General features: G+C 52.3%; 18 protein-coding genes. 12 read left to right on the top strand and 6 right to left on the bottom strand.

The window, feature by feature from the left end; all coding sequences use genetic code 11:
• Positions 1-13 precede the first annotated feature (13 nt).
• From EC840_RS20360 to EC840_RS20345, 4 genes are all read left to right on the top strand, one after another.
• Positions 14-922, top strand: coding sequence for a LysR family transcriptional regulator (locus EC840_RS20360; protein ID WP_120507337.1), 909 nt, complete (start codon positions 14-16; stop codon positions 920-922).
• Positions 923-938: 16 nt separating this feature from the next.
• Entirely contained in the window at positions 939-1,430 is a 492-nt protein-coding gene (locus tag EC840_RS20355; RefSeq protein WP_113875947.1) for a GNAT family N-acetyltransferase, read from the top strand.
• A gap of 112 nt (positions 1,431-1,542) precedes the next feature.
• Positions 1,543-2,022, top strand: a complete 480-nt coding sequence (locus EC840_RS20350; protein ID WP_113875948.1) for a 2TM domain-containing protein — start codon at positions 1,543-1,545, stop codon at positions 2,020-2,022.
• A gap of 69 nt (positions 2,023-2,091) precedes the next feature.
• Complete coding sequence (locus EC840_RS20345) at positions 2,092-3,714, top strand: sensor domain-containing diguanylate cyclase (protein ID WP_243701103.1); 1,623 nt, start codon at positions 2,092-2,094, stop codon at positions 3,712-3,714.
• 68 nt (positions 3,715-3,782) lie between these two features.
• Here EC840_RS20345 and EC840_RS20340 read toward each other — a convergent pair whose 3' ends face one another.
• Both EC840_RS20340 and EC840_RS20335 read right to left on the bottom strand, forming a co-directional pair.
• Positions 3,783-4,055, bottom strand: a complete 273-nt coding sequence (locus EC840_RS20340) for a hypothetical protein (RefSeq protein ID WP_113875950.1) — start codon at positions 4,053-4,055, stop codon at positions 3,783-3,785.
• 90 nt (positions 4,056-4,145) lie between these two features.
• Entirely contained in the window at positions 4,146-4,874 is a 729-nt protein-coding gene (locus EC840_RS20335; RefSeq protein WP_132966794.1) for a DUF3053 domain-containing protein, read from the bottom strand.
• A 176-nt stretch (positions 4,875-5,050) separates the two neighbouring features.
• On the opposite strand from EC840_RS20335, the gene EC840_RS20330 reads away from it, so the two are divergent.
• On the top strand, positions 5,051-6,112 hold the full coding sequence (locus EC840_RS20330) for a DUF1615 domain-containing protein (protein ID WP_165929053.1): 1,062 nt from the start codon (positions 5,051-5,053) through the stop codon (positions 6,110-6,112).
• A 365-nt stretch (positions 6,113-6,477) separates the two neighbouring features.
• Positions 6,478-6,690, top strand: a complete 213-nt coding sequence (gene cspA / locus EC840_RS20325; protein WP_056781364.1) for an RNA chaperone/antiterminator CspA — start codon at positions 6,478-6,480, stop codon at positions 6,688-6,690.
• 607 nt (positions 6,691-7,297) lie between these two features.
• Here the strand turns inward: cspA and EC840_RS25305 are convergent.
• The 3 genes from EC840_RS25305 to EC840_RS20315 form a co-directional block, all read right to left on the bottom strand.
• Positions 7,298-7,435 (bottom strand): hypothetical protein, encoded by a 138-nt coding sequence (locus EC840_RS25305; protein ID WP_165353153.1) that lies wholly within the window; start codon positions 7,433-7,435, stop codon positions 7,298-7,300.
• Between the two features lie 513 nt (positions 7,436-7,948).
• Positions 7,949-8,152: a hypothetical protein gene (locus tag EC840_RS20320; RefSeq protein ID WP_113875952.1), complete on the bottom strand. Its 204-nt coding sequence runs from the start codon at positions 8,150-8,152 to the stop codon at positions 7,949-7,951.
• 136 nt (positions 8,153-8,288) lie between these two features.
• The gene (locus EC840_RS20315) at positions 8,289-9,539 is read right to left on the bottom strand and encodes an OFA family MFS transporter (protein WP_113875953.1); all 1,251 of its coding nucleotides are present in this window, start codon (positions 9,537-9,539) and stop codon (positions 8,289-8,291) included.
• 360 nt (positions 9,540-9,899) lie between these two features.
• Here EC840_RS20315 and EC840_RS20310 point away from each other — a divergent pair, with 360 nt between their 5' ends.
• The 6 genes from EC840_RS20310 to EC840_RS20285 all read left to right on the top strand — a co-directional run bounded on the left by EC840_RS20310 (position 9,900) and on the right by EC840_RS20285 (position 15,899).
• Entirely contained in the window at positions 9,900-10,949 is a 1,050-nt protein-coding gene (locus EC840_RS20310) for an iron ABC transporter permease (RefSeq protein WP_132966790.1), read from the top strand.
• Complete coding sequence (locus EC840_RS20305) at positions 10,946-11,722, top strand: ABC transporter ATP-binding protein (RefSeq protein WP_132966788.1); 777 nt, start codon at positions 10,946-10,948, stop codon at positions 11,720-11,722. The genes EC840_RS20310 and EC840_RS20305 overlap by 4 nt, the downstream gene beginning before the upstream one ends.
• 14 nt (positions 11,723-11,736) lie before the next feature.
• A complete protein-coding gene (locus EC840_RS20300; RefSeq protein ID WP_132966786.1) occupies positions 11,737-13,869 on the top strand; it encodes a TonB-dependent receptor in 2,133 nt (710 codons plus the stop codon).
• An 18-nt stretch (positions 13,870-13,887) separates the two neighbouring features.
• Complete coding sequence (locus tag EC840_RS20295) at positions 13,888-14,901, top strand: ABC transporter substrate-binding protein (RefSeq protein WP_132966784.1); 1,014 nt, start codon at positions 13,888-13,890, stop codon at positions 14,899-14,901.
• Between the two features lie 155 nt (positions 14,902-15,056).
• The gene (locus EC840_RS25585; protein ID WP_120161506.1) at positions 15,057-15,287 is read left to right on the top strand and encodes a hypothetical protein; all 231 of its coding nucleotides are present in this window, start codon (positions 15,057-15,059) and stop codon (positions 15,285-15,287) included.
• 48 nt (positions 15,288-15,335) lie between these two features.
• The gene (locus EC840_RS20285; protein ID WP_113875959.1) at positions 15,336-15,899 is read left to right on the top strand and encodes a DNA-binding protein; all 564 of its coding nucleotides are present in this window, start codon (positions 15,336-15,338) and stop codon (positions 15,897-15,899) included.
• 1 nt (position 15,900) lies between these two features.
• On the opposite strand, the gene EC840_RS20280 is transcribed toward EC840_RS20285, so the two are convergent.
• Positions 15,901-16,677, bottom strand: a complete 777-nt coding sequence (locus EC840_RS20280; protein ID WP_132966782.1) for an alpha/beta hydrolase — start codon at positions 16,675-16,677, stop codon at positions 15,901-15,903.
• Between the last annotated feature and the right edge of the window lie 175 nt (positions 16,678-16,852).

The following is a 16,852-nucleotide window of genomic DNA, read 5'->3' as shown; positions in this document are numbered from 1 at the left end:
ATCGGAGGTGAGGGTGGAAAGTCTTAGCAGTCTGAATACGTTTGTGCACGTGGCGGAAACCCGCAGCTTTGTCGCCGCCGGGCGGATCTTAGGGATTTCCGCGTCAGCGGTGGGTAAAAGCATTTCGCGAATGGAAACCAAACTGAATGTGCGGTTGTTTCACCGCAGTACCCGCAGCGTCACACTGACGGCGGAAGGTTCGCTGTTTCTCGAGCGTTGCCGGCGCATTGTGGCGGAACTCGAGGCGGCAGAAAGTGAGCTGTCGCAACTGGCGGAATGTCCGCGCGGCAGGCTGCGGCTGAGTCTGCCGCAGGTCAGCACGCTGCTGTTGCCGGTGCTGGGCGAGTTTATGCGCCGTTATCCCGACATTGAACTGGATCTGGATTTCACCGATCGCATTGTTGACGTGGTGGAAGAAGGTTTCGATGCCGTGGTGCGGACGGGGCAGATGGCTGATTCACGGTTATCGATGCGCAAGCTCGGCACTTTCCATCATTTGCTGGTCGGCGCACCGGCTTACTTTGAGCAGTACGGCAGGCCTGCGAAACCGCATGATCTGGCCGATCACCGTTGTCTGCATTTCCGCTTTCCGAATAGCGGAAAACTCGAACCCTGGCCTTTGCCGGAATATCAGGATTTAGCGCTGCCGGTTTCGATGGTTTGCAATAATATAGAAACGCGTCATTGCTTTGCCCTGCAGGGGTTGGGCATCGCCTGTCTGCCGGATTTCAGTATCCGCAAAGAACTGGCCCGCGGGCAGCTGGTGACAGTACTGGATGAGTACGTGAAGCGCAGTGCCGACTTTTTTATTTTGTGGCCGTCGGGCGGTTATATGACACCGAAACTTCGGGTATTGATCGACTTTTTCAGCGAGCGGGTATTCCCTGAAAACCCGGAGCTGGCACTGCTATGTCCTAATTAAACTCAGGGAGTGTGCGATGAGTCATTCTGTCTTAATTGAACGCTTTTCTGCTGCAGATCAGCGCGGCGTGATTGATGTGATTTTGCCGATCCAGAATCAGGAATTTGGCATTCCGATAAGCGAACAGCAGCAGCCAGATTTGCACGATATTCCGCAGTTTTATCAGCGCGGAACCGGGGATTTCTGGATCGCCCGCTGTGACGGAAAAGTGGTGGGGACGCTGGGCCTGAAAGATATCGGCAATGCCCAGGCGGCTCTGCGCAAAATGTTTGTGAGCGCGCCTTATCGTGGCCGCGATTACGGCGTGGCGGCATTATTGCTGAAGGCGTTACTGCAACATGCACAGGCCGAAAAAGTGAAAGACGTTTTTCTGGGCACGACCGACAAATTTCTGGCGGCCCATCGTTTTTATGAAAAGAACGGATTTCAGGAGATACCGGTATCCGCGTTGCCGGAAGCTTTTCCGCTGATGGCGGTAGACAGTAAGTTTTACCGGCTAACTTTCTGATCACTAAGGCTGTCAGCGGGCTGTCGTGTCTGTGTCAGGTTGCTGTCGTGTTGATTTCTGATCCGGCGTTGCATGCTTATTAGGTGTTCAACATTCACTCTAAGGATTAATTATGAATCAGAGCAAAATCAGGCAACTTCGGATTTCCCGTGCATGGTCTCAGGAACAACTGGCAGAGCTTTCTTCGCTCAGCGTTCGCACAGTGCAGCGCATTGAGAACGGCGAACAGGCCAGCCTCGACACGCTTGGTGCTATCGCAGCAGCGTTTGACATCAAAGTTTCAGAACTGACGGAAAACGATACGCGAGATGGCAATTCGCCGGAACACGCGCTTGACGATCAGATTGAAAGGGCCAGGCAACAGGTGGCGGAGGAAAGCAGTTTTTACCGCTCTGTTCTGTTGTGGGCGGGGGTCAATGCGGGTCTGTTCGCGCTTAACCATTACACCTCGCCGGATTCCTTCTGGTTCGCATGGCCACTATGTATCTGGGGCGGTATTCTGCTGCTGCGCGGTTTACGCATTTTTGTTTTCCGGGGAACTGTAGAGCGCTGGCAGAAAGCGCGTTTACAGAAGTTAATCCGCAAACCCTGAGCAGTAAAAAGGCTAATGTGCAATTTTTAATCGCCAGTAAAACCGTCCTGACTGCGGCATATCAAAACCATGAGTAAACATACTGCTATCCTCTGTAATATTCGTGGTCATTTGCTCAACGGACAGAGAATGCGGCAGCACCGGCGGTTTGCTTTTGATCTTAAGAGATTGATATTGCTTCTGGCGCTGGTGAGTACGGTTATTACCTTGCTCACCAGTTATCTGGCAATTTTTCAGGTAGAAAAAAAACTTCTCATCGAATCGTCATTGCGGGCGAGTCAGTCGTATGCGGCCAGACTGTCGCTGACGGCCGATCTGTTTTTCAATGCGGCACAAAAACAGGTGGCCTACAGCGCGGATTTGCTGGGTGATGAATTTGATAATAGTGACGCCATCACCGAAGAAGCTGACCGTTTACAGGTACAGAGCAAGCGTTTCAGCTCTGTGCTGGTGGTGGATAAAACCGGTGTGGTGCGCGCGGCTTCCAGAAATTCGGCGAAGATGGTCGGTTTAAAACTGGTATCCGGCGCCAATACAGCAGCACTTTCAACCCAAAATCCGGTGCTCAGTTCGCCGTTTCGCACCGAGCAAGGCGATCACATCATGGTGCTTTCCTCGCCCATTCGTAATGCGCGCGGCGGTTATCTGGGGTACCTGGCGACTGAAATTGATCTCAGCAAAAGCAGTATCGTCGATACGCTGATTAATGCCCGCAATTACCGCAAAGACGCCTATATCTATGTCATAGACCGCGAGGGCGATGTGTTGTATCGCGACGCATCAGGATGGATCGAAAGCGTGCCGCAGGGCCATGTGAATAAGGCGCTGTTAGGCGATCGTGAGCAGGGTTTTCTGCTTATGGACAATCTGCAAGGTGAGGCGTCGCTGGCGGGTTTCGCCACCATGGAAGTGGCGGGCTGGACGGTGCTGGTGCTGCATCCCGCCAGGGCCGATGTGGTGCTGCTGTATAACGTGATGATGCAGGTATTGCTCTACACGCTGCCGATTGTGATTCTTGTTTTCATCTGCATCTGGTTGCTGACGCGCTATATTTCGATGCCGCTTCGCCAGCTCGCGTCCCGTGCTGACACGATGGATTCAGAGGACGTTTCTCAGGAAATTGAACAGATCAACGCCTGGTATTATGAATCGTCTAAGCTGAAAACCGTGATGTTGCAGGGGATCCGACTTTTGCATCAGCGCATCGAAAAGCTCAGCACCGAAGCGCATACCGACCCGATGACCGGTCTGCTGAACCGGCGCGGTTTTTATGAGTTAGTGGATAAACAGCTGACAGAGGCTTCACGGATTGCGGTCATTACGCTGGACATCGATCACTTCAAAAAAATTAATGACACTTATGGCCATGACGTCGGTGACGTGGTGATCACGCAGCTTGCACGCCTGATTCTGGACAGCTCAAGGGAAGGGGATTTACTGTGCCGCATGGGCGGCGAAGAATTCCTTTTACTGCTGCCCGGCGCGTCAGTCACGCAGGCTATCCAGCTGGCGGAACGGTTACGGCGTCAGGTCGAGTCTCATCATTTTGAGGGAGCGGGTAACGTCACAATTTCGCTCGGCGTAACGCATTTCTATCCCGGCAGGGATAATATCGACGGCGCACTGAAAGCGGTGGATAAAGCGTTGTATCAGGCCAAGAATGAAGGGCGTAACCGGGTAATCAATCTGTAATGGCGAATGGTTTTAATAGCAGATAGCGATGAAAAGGCTCAGGCAGATTGCCCGGGCCTTTTTGTGTTTTAGCGCGAGCCCGGCAACAAAGACTCTGTGCACTTGAAGACATCTTCGCGGAATTTGCGGGAAGCTTCATCGAGATCTGCCTGATTCGCGACGTCAGCGCGGTTGGCTTCCAGCGCCTGATTCACGGCGATAGTAAACGCGTTTTCCTGGCTGGCATTGAGCACATTGCCGACGCTGCCAAACAGCAGGCGCATGGCAGAAATCTGCACCAGAAGTTCACGGTTTACGCGCTCGAGCTGATCAACGCGTTTGTTCAGGGTATCGTCATTCATAGGTGTCTCCTTATTTAATTGCCGCACACCATAACAAAAGCACCGCCATGAAAAAACCGCCTTACGGCGGTCTGTATGCTGGCTGCGGGTTTAACGCACCATTTGTTGCATCTGGCGGCTCAGCTGCATCAGCTGCGCATTCAGCGGCACCAGCTTTTGCTGGATAGCATTGTATTTATCCAGTTGCTTCTGGTTGGCAAATTGCAGACGGTTGCCGGTGATGGTGACATTCTTACCCTGACTTTTGATGAAATCGGCTTTCTCGACAATCAGGTTCAGCACCTGCGGCAGTAAGTCGAATACCTGTCCGGTGATCGCCGAAGGCTGAACGATGGTTTTATCGTAAGCCTGGTCATAGACTTTTTTCAGATCATCAGGCTGTTTCAGTGCCGCATGTTGCGTGTCGGCCTGCGTTTTTAACAGCGTGATTTTTTCTTTCCATCTTTCGCTGCTGTCCGCCATTTTCTTTAAATCGTCGCGTTGTTCAAGCAGGTTATTGACGCTGTTCACGCCGTTCATCCCTGCAAACACCGGCACCAGCGAGGAATCCAGTTCAATATTCATCTGATGATGAAAGCCGGTGATGATGGCGTAATCTTTACTGTAATCGCCAAACTCTTTCTGCTGCGCCTCGGTCAGCTGCGGCACGGCAAGCACGGGTTTATCCAGAATACGGGTCTGAAGAAAATCGATGAATGCATTTCTCTGTGCTGGCTCTTTATCGCCACAGCCGCTGAGGGCAAACATCATCAGTAACAGCATAAAAGGCAGCAAAAATACGCGGTGCAGGGGTGTTGTCCGGGTCGCAGAATGCATCATTTCCTTGTTCCTTTATCTCCATCATCAGAGCTTTAACCTTAACGCATAAAGATAATTTTTTGCTAGATCAGCATGGCTATCTTCGTTAACGTCACTCTCAGAGTCATTAATTCAGGGAATGTATAACTTTGAAGCATAAGTCATTTTCGATAAAACACATTGCGCCAGTGCTGGCTATGATGATCCTTGCCGGTTGTACATCAACGAAAAAAAGTGAGGCACCGGCGCAAAATCCGCATGATGTGAAAGCGGACATTGTGCGGCTGATGCCTGCCAGCGCGCCGGACAAAAAAGGCTGGGCGACAGACATTACCGTCGCATTCACCACGCAAAACATTCCGGCGACTACCGAAAACATCTGTTCGGTGCTGGCGGTTGCGCAGCAGGAGTCCAATTTCAATACGGATGCGCCTGTGCCGGGCTTAGGCAAAATTGCGTGGAAAGAAATTGACCGTCGCGCCGATGCGGTTCATGTGCCTCATTTCCTGGTGCATACCGCGCTGCTGTTAAAATCGCCGAACGGAAAATCCTACAGCGAGCGGCTGGATAACGTAAAAACAGAGAAGCAACTGAGCGCGATTTTCGATGACTTCATTGATATGGTGCCGATGGGACAGACGTTGTTTGGCAACCTGAATCCGGTGCATACCGGCGGTCCGATGCAGGTCAGCATCGCGTTCGCTGAGCAGAATGCTAAGGGATATCCGTATAAAATTGACGGCTCAATTCGTCACGAAGTCTTCAGCCGTCGTGGCGGTGTGTGGTTCGGCGTGAAACATCTGCTGGGCTATCCGACCAACTACTCGCAATCACTTTACCGCTTTGCTGATTTCAATGCCGGCTGGTACGCCAGCCGTAACGCCGCGTTCCAGAGCGCGGTCAGTAAAGTGTCTGGCATTCCGCTGGCGCTGGACGGCGACCTGATAAACTACGGCACCGATAAACCGGGCAGCACTGAGCTGGCGGTCCGCACGCTGAGTAAACGTCTGGATATCAGCAACGGCGCAATCCGTAAAGCGCTGGAGAAGGGTGAGCAGCTGGAATTCGAAGACACGACGCTCTATAAGCAGGTTTATGCACTGGCGGATAAAACCACCGGTAAACGTCAGCCGCGTGAAATGCTGCCGGGGATTACGCTGGAAAGTCCAAAAATCACCCGCAAACTGACCACCGCCTGGTTCGCAAAACGGGTAGACGGGCGACGTGCGGACTGTGTAAAACGCGCTAACGCCAGCTAATGTAAGGTAAAGATTCTTAAAGCCTGTCAGATATTGGCAGGCTTAATATCCTCCTGATCAGGCTGCAGCCACCGTCAGTGGCGGGCTGTGCGTTATTTCATACAGAAATACAAATCCCATGAATATAATTCCGATGAAATTAACGCTTGCTTAATAAATCCCACTATGTGTAAATAGCGTCAACGGTTTGTGGTTAAGACCTATTTATGTAAGACATTTTAGTAAAGCAGTTCCTGGTTCAAGTGATATAGCAAATCCTTTCTCCGACGAATTTCCTTCTCTGATGCATCCATAAGTATTTCAAATAAAAACAGACCTATATTGCCCTATGGCATCATAAAATAAAAACGAAGAAGGTATTTCCTATGTCTAATAAAATGACTGGTTTAGTAAAATGGTTTGACGCTGGTAAAGGTTTCGGTTTCATCAGCCCTGCAGATGGCAGCAAAGACGTGTTCGTTCACTTCTCTGCAATCCAGAGCAATGATTTCAAAACCCTGGACGAAGGTCAGAACGTTGAGTTCACCATCGAACAAGGTCAGAAAGGCCCATCAGCCGGTAACGTTGTCGTTCTGTAATGTCGCCAGATATTGAAGTGAATACTCTGCAATAGCGAAGATGGGTTAAACCCGGAGCAGACAGAATAAATATTTCAGTATCGACATACTCAATGACAAAAATAAGCCCTGGCCAACGCCGGGGTTTATTATTTAAAAGCTTCGGAATTTATTTCCAGGAGCCACAACAGAAAAGCCGGTTGAATTATTTATCTCTCAGTCGATTTTTCTGTTGTGAAAAGGCCGTGCTCAGGCCGTGCAATGTCGGAGTGTACGATGGACGCTTGCACCATAATATGACGGCCGGGAAAGCACCGGCAAATTCCCTTTATCCTTTGGGCTGGCTCTGCGTTGGCCGCCATCACTCACCCCAGTCACATACTAATGTATGCTCCCGGGGACTCGTTCTGTTGCCGCCTTAATCCAACCGCAAATGCTTGCGGGAATTGGTTACGTGCGTCTTTGCCGGAAAACAGGCAAAAAAAAGCCCGCACGCGGCGGGCAAAATAACAGGGTTCTACAGGGGTATTACACAGGGACATCACACAACATTTGATGGATTTAAGATATCAAACGCTGTGTATGGTTTTGTCATCACCCGGTAAGGTTAGTCCAGCAGATGTAAGGCTTATTTGTCGGCGTAATGTGAGATAACCTGATCGATTTTGGCGTCCGCCAGCGCAATTCCTTTCTGAATCAATGATTCAGAACCTATGCTTGCCAGTACAATGACGACGGCAACAATGATTAATCCTTTGTAGGTCATGTTTCAATCCTTCCGCTTTGACTGCTCAATGGCAGCATTATGCGGCGATACCGGTTGTATCGCCACGTGGCAAAACGGAAAACGGAAGAAAAAACGTTACGCGGCCAGGTGGGTGACAGTGAAATGCGTGACCAGACCGATGATGATCAGTAGCGCAATCGCAGCGGCGGTATAGAGGATAATGCGTTTAGGGCTGTAGAATTTCATTTAATATCCTTATTTTTCTGATGCATACAACGTTGCAGGATTAGAGAAACTCCATCATCAAAGCCATCATATAGCCGATCCCGACAGAGCCTCCGGCCATCATTAACCAAAATGCAGTTGCCTTCATTTCACACTCCTTGTGTAGGTTTGATCATTCAGATAATCAATTCACCGCAGAAATTATATCAAACATAGAAATTATAGGGATAAATATCTGCTCTAATTTTGATCACTTAGTCTGAAAAATCTCATGAAGTGCGGTCAGGAGGACGTTTGACCGCAAAACGCCGGGCAAGCGCAAAGGATTTATTTCAGGTAATCGCTGCTGGCGGTCAGTTTGGTATGCGCGCTGGCGTCGATGGTTGTGGAAGGGCGGGTACCGCTTTCACTGGCTTTACGGTTAATTTCGGAAGCCACTTCCTGTGCGCTGGAGGGATAAGCCTGGGCGAAACTGTTGAAAGTGGTCATTACGATCATCAGGCTAAAAAGAGCGAGGGTGGTGCGTTTCATTTTGCAGGTGTCCGGTCTGTTCACATTTTGTCATAAGGGTTGCGTGATTCAGCGGCCGATTTTAACTGCTTTATTCATAAGAAACGGGAGCAAATTGTGCTCCCGTTCATCATTTATGCTGCGATTAACTGCTGCTTTACACGTGCTGGAGCGTATTATGACCTGCTTCTGATTTATTCGGTAAGCGAATCGTGGCAGAAAGAACCAATGATACGATCAATAATACGGTGATGATGCTGAACGTCACCGCGAAGCCCCCGAACAGGGAAGCGACCAGGGAAGCAAAGATGCTGCCGATACCGAAGCCCAGATACAGCAGACCGTAGTTTTTAGTCATGTTGTTCAGGCCAAAGAAGTCGCTGACCAGTGACGGGTAAACCGTAATAGTCCCGCCGAAGCTGAAGGCGACGCAGGCGACGGAGAGGAAGAACATCATTTCGTTCATCTGAGTGAACAACATCAGGCTCATCCCTGCCAGTGACACAATCTGCGCGATGGAAATAACGCGGATACGCTGCATTTTGTCGGACAACACACCCAGCACCAGACGACCACTCAGGTTGGCAATCGCAATCACGGTTACGGCGTTGGCGGCGGTCATTGCATCCAGTTTTACCAGGCTCTGACCGATATCTTTCGCCACACCAATCACATATAAACCGCTCATGCAGGCCGTCAGGAACATCAGTGCCAGCATCCAGTATTGCGGCGCGCGGATGGCTTCTGCCAGGGTGAAATCGCGGGTGTCATTGGTGCTGTCATTCAGGCTGTTTTCTTCGCGGGTGACGTCTGCGGTTTCCTGTTTCGGCGCATCTTTCATCATCATCGCACCGGCAATAACCATCACCATCGCGATGCCGCCCCAGATCATGAAGGTATTTTGCAGGCCTTCTGTCGCCAGCAAATGACCGCAAACGAATTTGAATAACAGACTGCCCAGACCGTAAGCGCCGATTGAACAGGCGGAGATCAGACCTTTGCGTTCAGGGAACCATTTCACGCAGTTGGTCAGCGTCAGCAGATAACCGGCACCGTCCGCCAGACCGACCAGCACACCGGCGCTGATGTAAAGCATCAGAACATTGTCAGAATGTGCAGTCAGTGCAAAACCGGCAGCCATCAGCAAACCTGCGGCAATGGTCACGGTGCGCACGCCAAAACGTTCCTGAAGTTTACCGGCGACGGAAGAGGCCAGCGCCAGACACAGGCTCAGGATCCCAAAGGTCAGTGCCACGCGGCTCACCGGTTCACCCAGTTTCTCAGACAACTGACCGTTAAACAGACTCCATGTATAAACGGAACCCAGTGCAAGCTGAGTCAGGATAGTGCCGATTAACGTTAGCACGCGTGTGCGGTTGTAATTCTGGATGCCAGATTTGTCACTCATAGTGGGTTCTCCCGAGCGAAGTAGATTCAATTAACTGTGGCTATGATAAGTCTGGCGATGTGGGGCGGCGCATTTGCGGAGTGAGATGCATGAGTTGCGGAATGAAATGCATCCATGACGGTATGAGTCGCCATTTTTGGGCTAAAAACACCCCGGAATTGGACTTAAAACACCGCTGCAGCCCTTGCGGGGCGCGGGTTTTAGTTGATCTGGATCACTAATCCGTCATTTAGTTTTTCAGTCGCGGTTACAAATTTTGTTACAAAGGTTTCGTTGTATCATTTGGTACATAACGTTGTGCTCACCGGCATTTGGTCGTACCCTTCCGGCACTCCTCATTTTTACTTTCAGTGCTAACAAATGACTCTTTCTGTGGAACCGGCGCCTGCGTCACCGCTCCAGCGCGCCCGACTTCTGACGCCACGCCGGTGTTTTATTCTCAGCCTGCTGCTGTTGCTGGCCGGAATAATGTATTCACTGACCATTGGCAGATATCCGGTTTCATTTGGCATATTGATGAATTTCATCGGCTCTGATGCGTCAGCGCCGGATCACGCGCTGCTGCATAACATTATTATTGATTCACGTTTGCCACGGATTGTGGCAGCGGTGCTGGTTGGCGCCGGGTTGTCGGTTTCCGGTGCAGCGTATCAGGCTGTGTTTCGTAATCCGCTGGTGTCGCCGGGCTTGCTTGGCGTGCTGAGCGGTTGCGCATTCGGTGCGGCGCTCGGCATCGTGATCGGGCTAAACGGTTTGTGGATCCCCGCGCTGGCCTGTGCGGCGGGTTTACTGGCGGTGGCGCTGGGTGTGGGTATCGCCAGCCTGTTTGCCTCATCGTCCATTCTGATGCTTATCCTGGGCGGCATCATCAGCAATGCCTTGTTTACCGGACTGTTGTCGATCGTGAAATACGTCGCTGATCCGCAGGATCAGTTGCCCGCGATTGTGTACTGGATGCTCGGAAGTCTGAGTGCGGTCGATAATCACGCGCTGTTGCTGACCGCGCCGGTGCTGGTTGTCGCCATTGTGCTGCTGGCTGCTATCGGGCGGGTGCTGGATGTGATGACACTCAGTGAGGATGAGGCATACAGCCTTGGCGTGCCGGTGCGTTTTTACCGCTATGGCATCATTATTCTGGCGACGCTGATCTCTGCGCTGACGGTCAGTATTGCCGGTATGGTGGGTTGGGTCGGGTTACTTATCCCGCATCTGACTCGTCTGCTGGTGGGCGCGAGTAACGTCTGGTTATTGCCGGTGGCGGTCTGTCTGGGCGGCTGTTTTCTGCTGCTGTGCGACGGTCTGGCGCGGACGCTGGCACCGGGCGAAATTCCGCTGGGCATCATCACCGAACTTCTCGGTGCGCTGGCATTTATCGCGCTGCTGAAAACTGTCCGGCGGGGCTGGGCATGACTGCTTCTGCTAAACGTCTCTCGGTTAAAAATCTCTCATATCGGCTGGGTCAGCACACCTTGCTCGATAACATTTCTTTCGACCTGAAGGCCGGAGAATGCGTGGCGTTACTTGGCGCGAACGGGGCGGGAAAAAGCACGCTGCTGAAATTGTTGTTGCGCTTGATAGCGCCCGCCAGCGGCCACATTGAACTGGCTGGAATGCCGCTTTCCACCCTGAAACGGCGCGAAATAGCCCGTCATGTTGCCTATGTCCCGCAACATCATCAGCCCCATTTTCCCTTCACTGCCTGGCAGGTGGTCATGCAGGGAAGATTGCCCGTAAATGGCATGGTCAGAAGCCCGTCGCCGCAGGATATTTCGCGCGTTGAGCTGGCGTTTGAAGACAACGGTATCGCACATTTATCTGCACGCATTTACACCGATCTTTCCGGCGGCGAGCGCCAGCGGGTGCTGATCACCCGCGCGCTGGTGCAGGACACGCCGGTCATTCTGCTCGATGAACCGGTGAATGGCCTCGATTACGGTCATCAGTTGCATCTGCTGACGCAGCTTAAAACCCTGGCTGCAAAAGGTTACACGTTACTGATGATCACTCATCAGCCGGAACACGCACTGATGGCCGCCAGCCGGGCATTAGTGCTGCACGAAAGTCGGCTGATAGCCGATGGCGCGCCGTCAGAAGTGGTGGACAGTGCGTTGATTTCCCGCATTTATCAGACACAGGTACAACAAATCGATCTGAACAGCGGACACCGTTTTTTTATTCCTTAAGGGACTGAACACAAATGCAAAGTAAAATAAAGGCGCCGCTTCTGGCTGGCGCTTGCGGCCTTCTTTTGTCTGCAGGATCCGCGCTGGCAGCCGGAACATCCGACACCATTACGGTTAACGGCAGTGCGAAAAATGCCGACATCGATGCCGGGGATCCCTCCGCCTCCAGTTCGCAAAGCGCCACGATGGGCGTGCTGGGCAAACGCGATGTGCTCAATACGCCTTATTCCGTACAGTCCGTGCCGGAAAGTGTCATCACCCGCCAGCAGGTCAAAAGCGTCAAAGACGTGTACAAATATCTGCCATCGGTACAGGGTGACGGCGCCCGCCCGCAGACGCGTGGGATCCAGGGCAGCGTGGTGCAGAACTCAATGATCGACGGACTGAATGTCGTATCGACCACCGATTATCCGGCGGAACAGTTCCAGCAAATTGAAGTGCTCAACGGGCTGGCGGGTTCGCTTTACGGGCCGGCAAACCCGGCAGGGATGTTTAATTTTGTCTCCAAACGTCCGGGCTACACCACGAAAAACAGCCTGACGCTGGGTATGGGAACCGGGATTTCCGGACTGGGTGCGCTGGATGTAAGCGGTCCGCTGGACAGCGGCGAGCGCGTACGTTATCGCCTGAATCTGCTCAATGATCAGGGCGGAAGTTATACCTCCGGCAGCAGTAAAAAACGCCAGCTTGCCAGTCTGGCGCTGGATTTTCAGCTCACCGATCAGACCGTACTGGAAACCAATTTTAGCTATTACCGCTATGTGACAAAAGGCCTGCCTGGCACCTTTGCACTGGCGAGCGGCGTGGCATTCCCGAAAGCCATGAACCCGACGCAGCGTAATCTTGGGCAAACTTATGCCGGTGATGACAATCACACCAGCACCTACAGCGCGCATCTCAAACATGATTTTGACGGTAACTGGCAGTCGGATATTGGCTTCCTGCATCAGGTTGCCGATCGCCAGTCAACGGCGGTGACCAATACGCTGGTCAATAATAAAGGCGATTACAAAACCACGGTGTCGAGCGCGACGGCGACGCGTTTTGTCATCAACAGTTATATGGCGACCCTGAACGGCACGGTGAATACCGGCTGGCTGCAGCATGATGTAGCCTTGGGTATGCGCGGTTTCGTGTGGAAAAACTACAACCCGATTAATGGCGGTACAGCGACGCTGGGCAGCGGCAATATCAATGATTTGCAACATTTCGCCGAGCCGGATTACCCCGATTTCTCTGACCGTTATCATTCCGCGACCAGCACCCAGCAGGCATTCTCGGTGGGCGATACGCTGACCTTCTCGCCAAAATGGAGTCTGTTACTGGCAGGCAGCGAAAGCTTCCTGACCTCGGCGAACTATGCCAAAACCCGTCAGCGCACCAGCGACTCAAACGACAGCGGTTTCAGCGGTTCGGCCAGTCTGATGTATAAACCGGTTGATAACCTGACGCTTTATACCACCTACGCCGACAGCCTGCAGCAGGGCGATACCGCGCCGGCTGGCTCGACCAACGCAGGGCAAATCACCGCACCGTACCGCAGCAAGCAGATTGAAGTCGGCAGCAAATTGCGTGTCGGTAAAGCGAATCTGTCGGCGGCGCTGTTCCAGATTGATCGTCCGTTTGCTTACACGTTGCAGGACGGCGAGTTTGCCAACGACGGCAATCAGCGCAACCGTGGGCTGGAACTGATGGCAGATGGCAACGTGAGCCGCGACGTGCACATTTTTGGCGGCGTGACCTTCCTTGATCCAAAACTGCGTGATACCGCGTCGGCTTCCAGCGAGAACAAACAAATCGTCGGCTTGTCCCGTGTGACCGCAAATCTGCTGACAGTCTGGAGTCTGCCACAGGTTGAAGGTTTGGATCTGGACGCGAACGTGCATTATGTCGGCAAACGCCCGACGGATAACGCCAACGATAACTGGGTTGGCAGCTACGCAGTGTTTGATGCCGGAAGCAGCTACCGCACGCGTCTGTTCAATACCAACACCACGTTCCGCTTCGATCTGACTAACCTGACCAATCGCCATTACTGGACCAATATTGTGCCCGGTGGCCTGAACGGTTACAGCGGTGCGGGTAATGCTTCAGCACAACTCGGCGCGCCACGCATGGCGCAGGTATCGATGCAGCTTGAGTTTTAAGTCCTCTGAGGAACAGAAATGAAATTACTGACAGGTTTGATTCTGGCGCTCGGGCTGAGTCTTTTCAGTCTGGGCAGCATCAGTGCAACCCGCGAAGTGACGGATGATTCAGGAAAACAGGTTTTGCTGCCTGCCAGGGTGGATCGGATCGCTGATGCCTGGTACGCGCATCATTCCCTGCTGATGACGCTCGGCGCAGGAGGGGAAATCGTTGCTACGGTAAATCATCCCGAAAGCCAGCCGTGGATGTTTCACATTCAGCCGTCGCTGAATCAGGCGCTGTCGGTAAAAGGCACCACCTTTAATGCTGAAAGTCTGCTGGCGATGAGAGTGGATGTAGTGTTTGTCAGTGCCGGTAACCGTGATGCGGTTGCGCTGCGTCAGGCTGGTTTACCGGTGGTTGAGATGAAATTCACCGATTTCGATTCCATGAAGCATTCCCTGCGCACCACCGCGCAGGTGCTGGGCACGCCGCAGGCTGCAAAACGTGCAGAGGATTACATTCATTATCTGGACGATCATTTACAGACGATTGCCTCGAAAACGGTAAGCCTGAACGTACAGCAGCGTCCGCGTGTATTACATATTCAGTCACTGGATCCGCTGAAAGTGGATGGCAGCGATACGCTGATCGACCAGTGGATCCGCGCGGCTGGGGGGCGTAATGCGGCCGACGGGCTGAAGGGCAATATGCAGTCGGTCTCCGCTGAACAACTGCTGGCGTGGCAGCCGGATGTGATTATTCTGGCTGCCAGCGCCGGAGATATTTCAACATCGGCGTATGCCAGTCAGTTTGCGCTGCTGGACGCGGTGAAACGGGGGCGCGTGTGGCGAAATCCGGCAGGCGTTTTTCCCTGGGATCGTTATGGCACGGAGACCGCGCTACAAATCCAGTGGGCGGCTCAGAAGCTGCATCCGGCGCTATTCCCGGATCTGAATATGGTGCAGGCCACCCAGGACTTTTACCGCCGTTTCTTTGATTATCCCCTGACGCCGGAAGAGGCACAGAAGATTCTGGCAGGGAAATTTTAAGCGGATTAAAAGCCGCAATATATATTTTTCAAATTGTCATTTTTTCAAGGTTTTAGTCCCTGTTGCAGGGATACACTTCCGGCGTGCATGAGGACGTATGCACGCTGGTGTTGACGAATGTCAACGGGTGGTTATACTACAGCAACAGGAGGCCAATGAAGGCACATCCTAATAAACATATTCACGCAGCCATTGAATATGCGATTTCTAAAGGCTGGCATTTTGTCGGTGGCGGCAGCAGCTCACACTGCTTTGGTCGGATTCGGTGTGGAATACCTGCTCATCGGGAACATATGATGAGTATCTGGTCTACTCCCCGAAATCCGGAAAATCATGCTGCTCAGATCGTCAGAAGGGTAGAACCTTGCTCTCCCGATAAGCCGTAATTCTAGGCGGGAAACCGCCTTTTTCTGCCCCCTGAATAAGGAAATTCTTTGCCACTTCATAACTTCACACTGACACTTTCAGGTGTCACCTCCGATACTACAAGGCTGGAAGATGCGCTCTTCGAGAGCGGTTGTGACGATGCCCTGATTGCCTTTTATGGCACCTCAGTTTATCTGGAATTTGACCGGGAAAGTGATTCCCTGGCAAAAGCAATCATGACAGCTATCCGTGACATTGAATCTGCAGGCCTGAATGCACGTGTTGAGTCAGTGGATACTGTTTTAGTCGGGTTGAGTGATATTGCCGGGCTGACGGGACTGACCCGGCAGTCAGTGGCGTTATTGAAGGAAGGTGCAAGAGGTCCGCGTAATTTCCCCAATCCTGTCCAGCGGCTTAAGGGGAATTCGCCTCTCTGGCGATGGAAAGACGTTGCGGGCTGGTTGGTCAGCGAAGGACGTATCACGGCCAGTGATGTGCTGGTTGAAAGCGCAGGAATATTGGAAAACATTAATCTGGCACTGCAATTGCGTTCTGCTCCTGAGCCCAAACAAGTCAGCCAGTTTGCGTACCTGCTTGAGCATCAGGAAGATATCACTGTTTTTTCGTTATGACTTACAACACCTGTGCATTCAGCGCGGTATTAATTGCCGCCGCCACACCCGTCGGGTTTTCCCACATCATCGAATGACCTGCCTGCGGCACGACAGCGGTCTGAATGCCATGCAGCGGCAGAACGGCGACATCAGGCTCCGGAAGTGAAAACTCACCAAACAATACGGTCGCGGGCATTTTCAGTTGATAAAGCTGTTCGCGCCACGACACCTTTTCGCCATTGACCAGCCCGACCGCCTGACGGTGGATCGCCAGCGGTGAGGCAATGCCCATGCATCCTGCCCAGATGTGATCATTTCCGCGAACCGCCACCTTAATCAGATGCCCGTGGCCTTCGCGCAGATAGTCTTCTTCAGAATACTGGGCAACTGCGCGGCTGAATATTCCGCCCCCGGCGTCCAGATTCGGCTCGGCGACAATCAGACGCTGGATCAGATCAGGACGTTGCGCCGCCACCATAATGGCGATACTGCCGCCCATGCTATGACCGATTAAGTTGACCTGCGGTACGCCGAGGCTTTCAAGCCAGACAATCACGCAATCAACATGTGCCTGCAGGCTGTAGCTGAAATCATCGGGCTTATCGCTGTAGCCTGAACCTGCCAAATCGAGCAACAGTGAGCGGCGCGGACGTAATGACGCATCAGTCGCCACGCGCGGAAAATCGCAGGAAGACGCACATCCCAGACCGTGAATAAAAACCAGCGGAACCCCCATCCCGGACAATTCATGGAAGCGTAAATGCATTTGCGTACCGGGTACTTTAAACGATTTCATCTCGATCCTTTGCTGACGGCTCACGTACTATTTTGCTTAAGAACAATCTGGCTTAAGAACAATCTGGCTTAAGTACAATCTGCGAATTATAGGCAGAAACTTCCTTACCGGCAGTACAAATAATAAGTAAACAAACAGAGTACGAAAACAGGCAAAAAGCTTTCCTTTTTTGTCC

This window comes from Rahnella sp. JUb53, assembly GCF_004346065.1.
Taxonomy (GTDB): Bacteria; Pseudomonadota; Gammaproteobacteria; order Enterobacterales; family Enterobacteriaceae; genus Rahnella; species Rahnella variigena.
The sequence above is the reverse complement of the archived record's forward strand: the minus strand, read 5'-3'. Positions and strand labels throughout refer to the sequence as shown.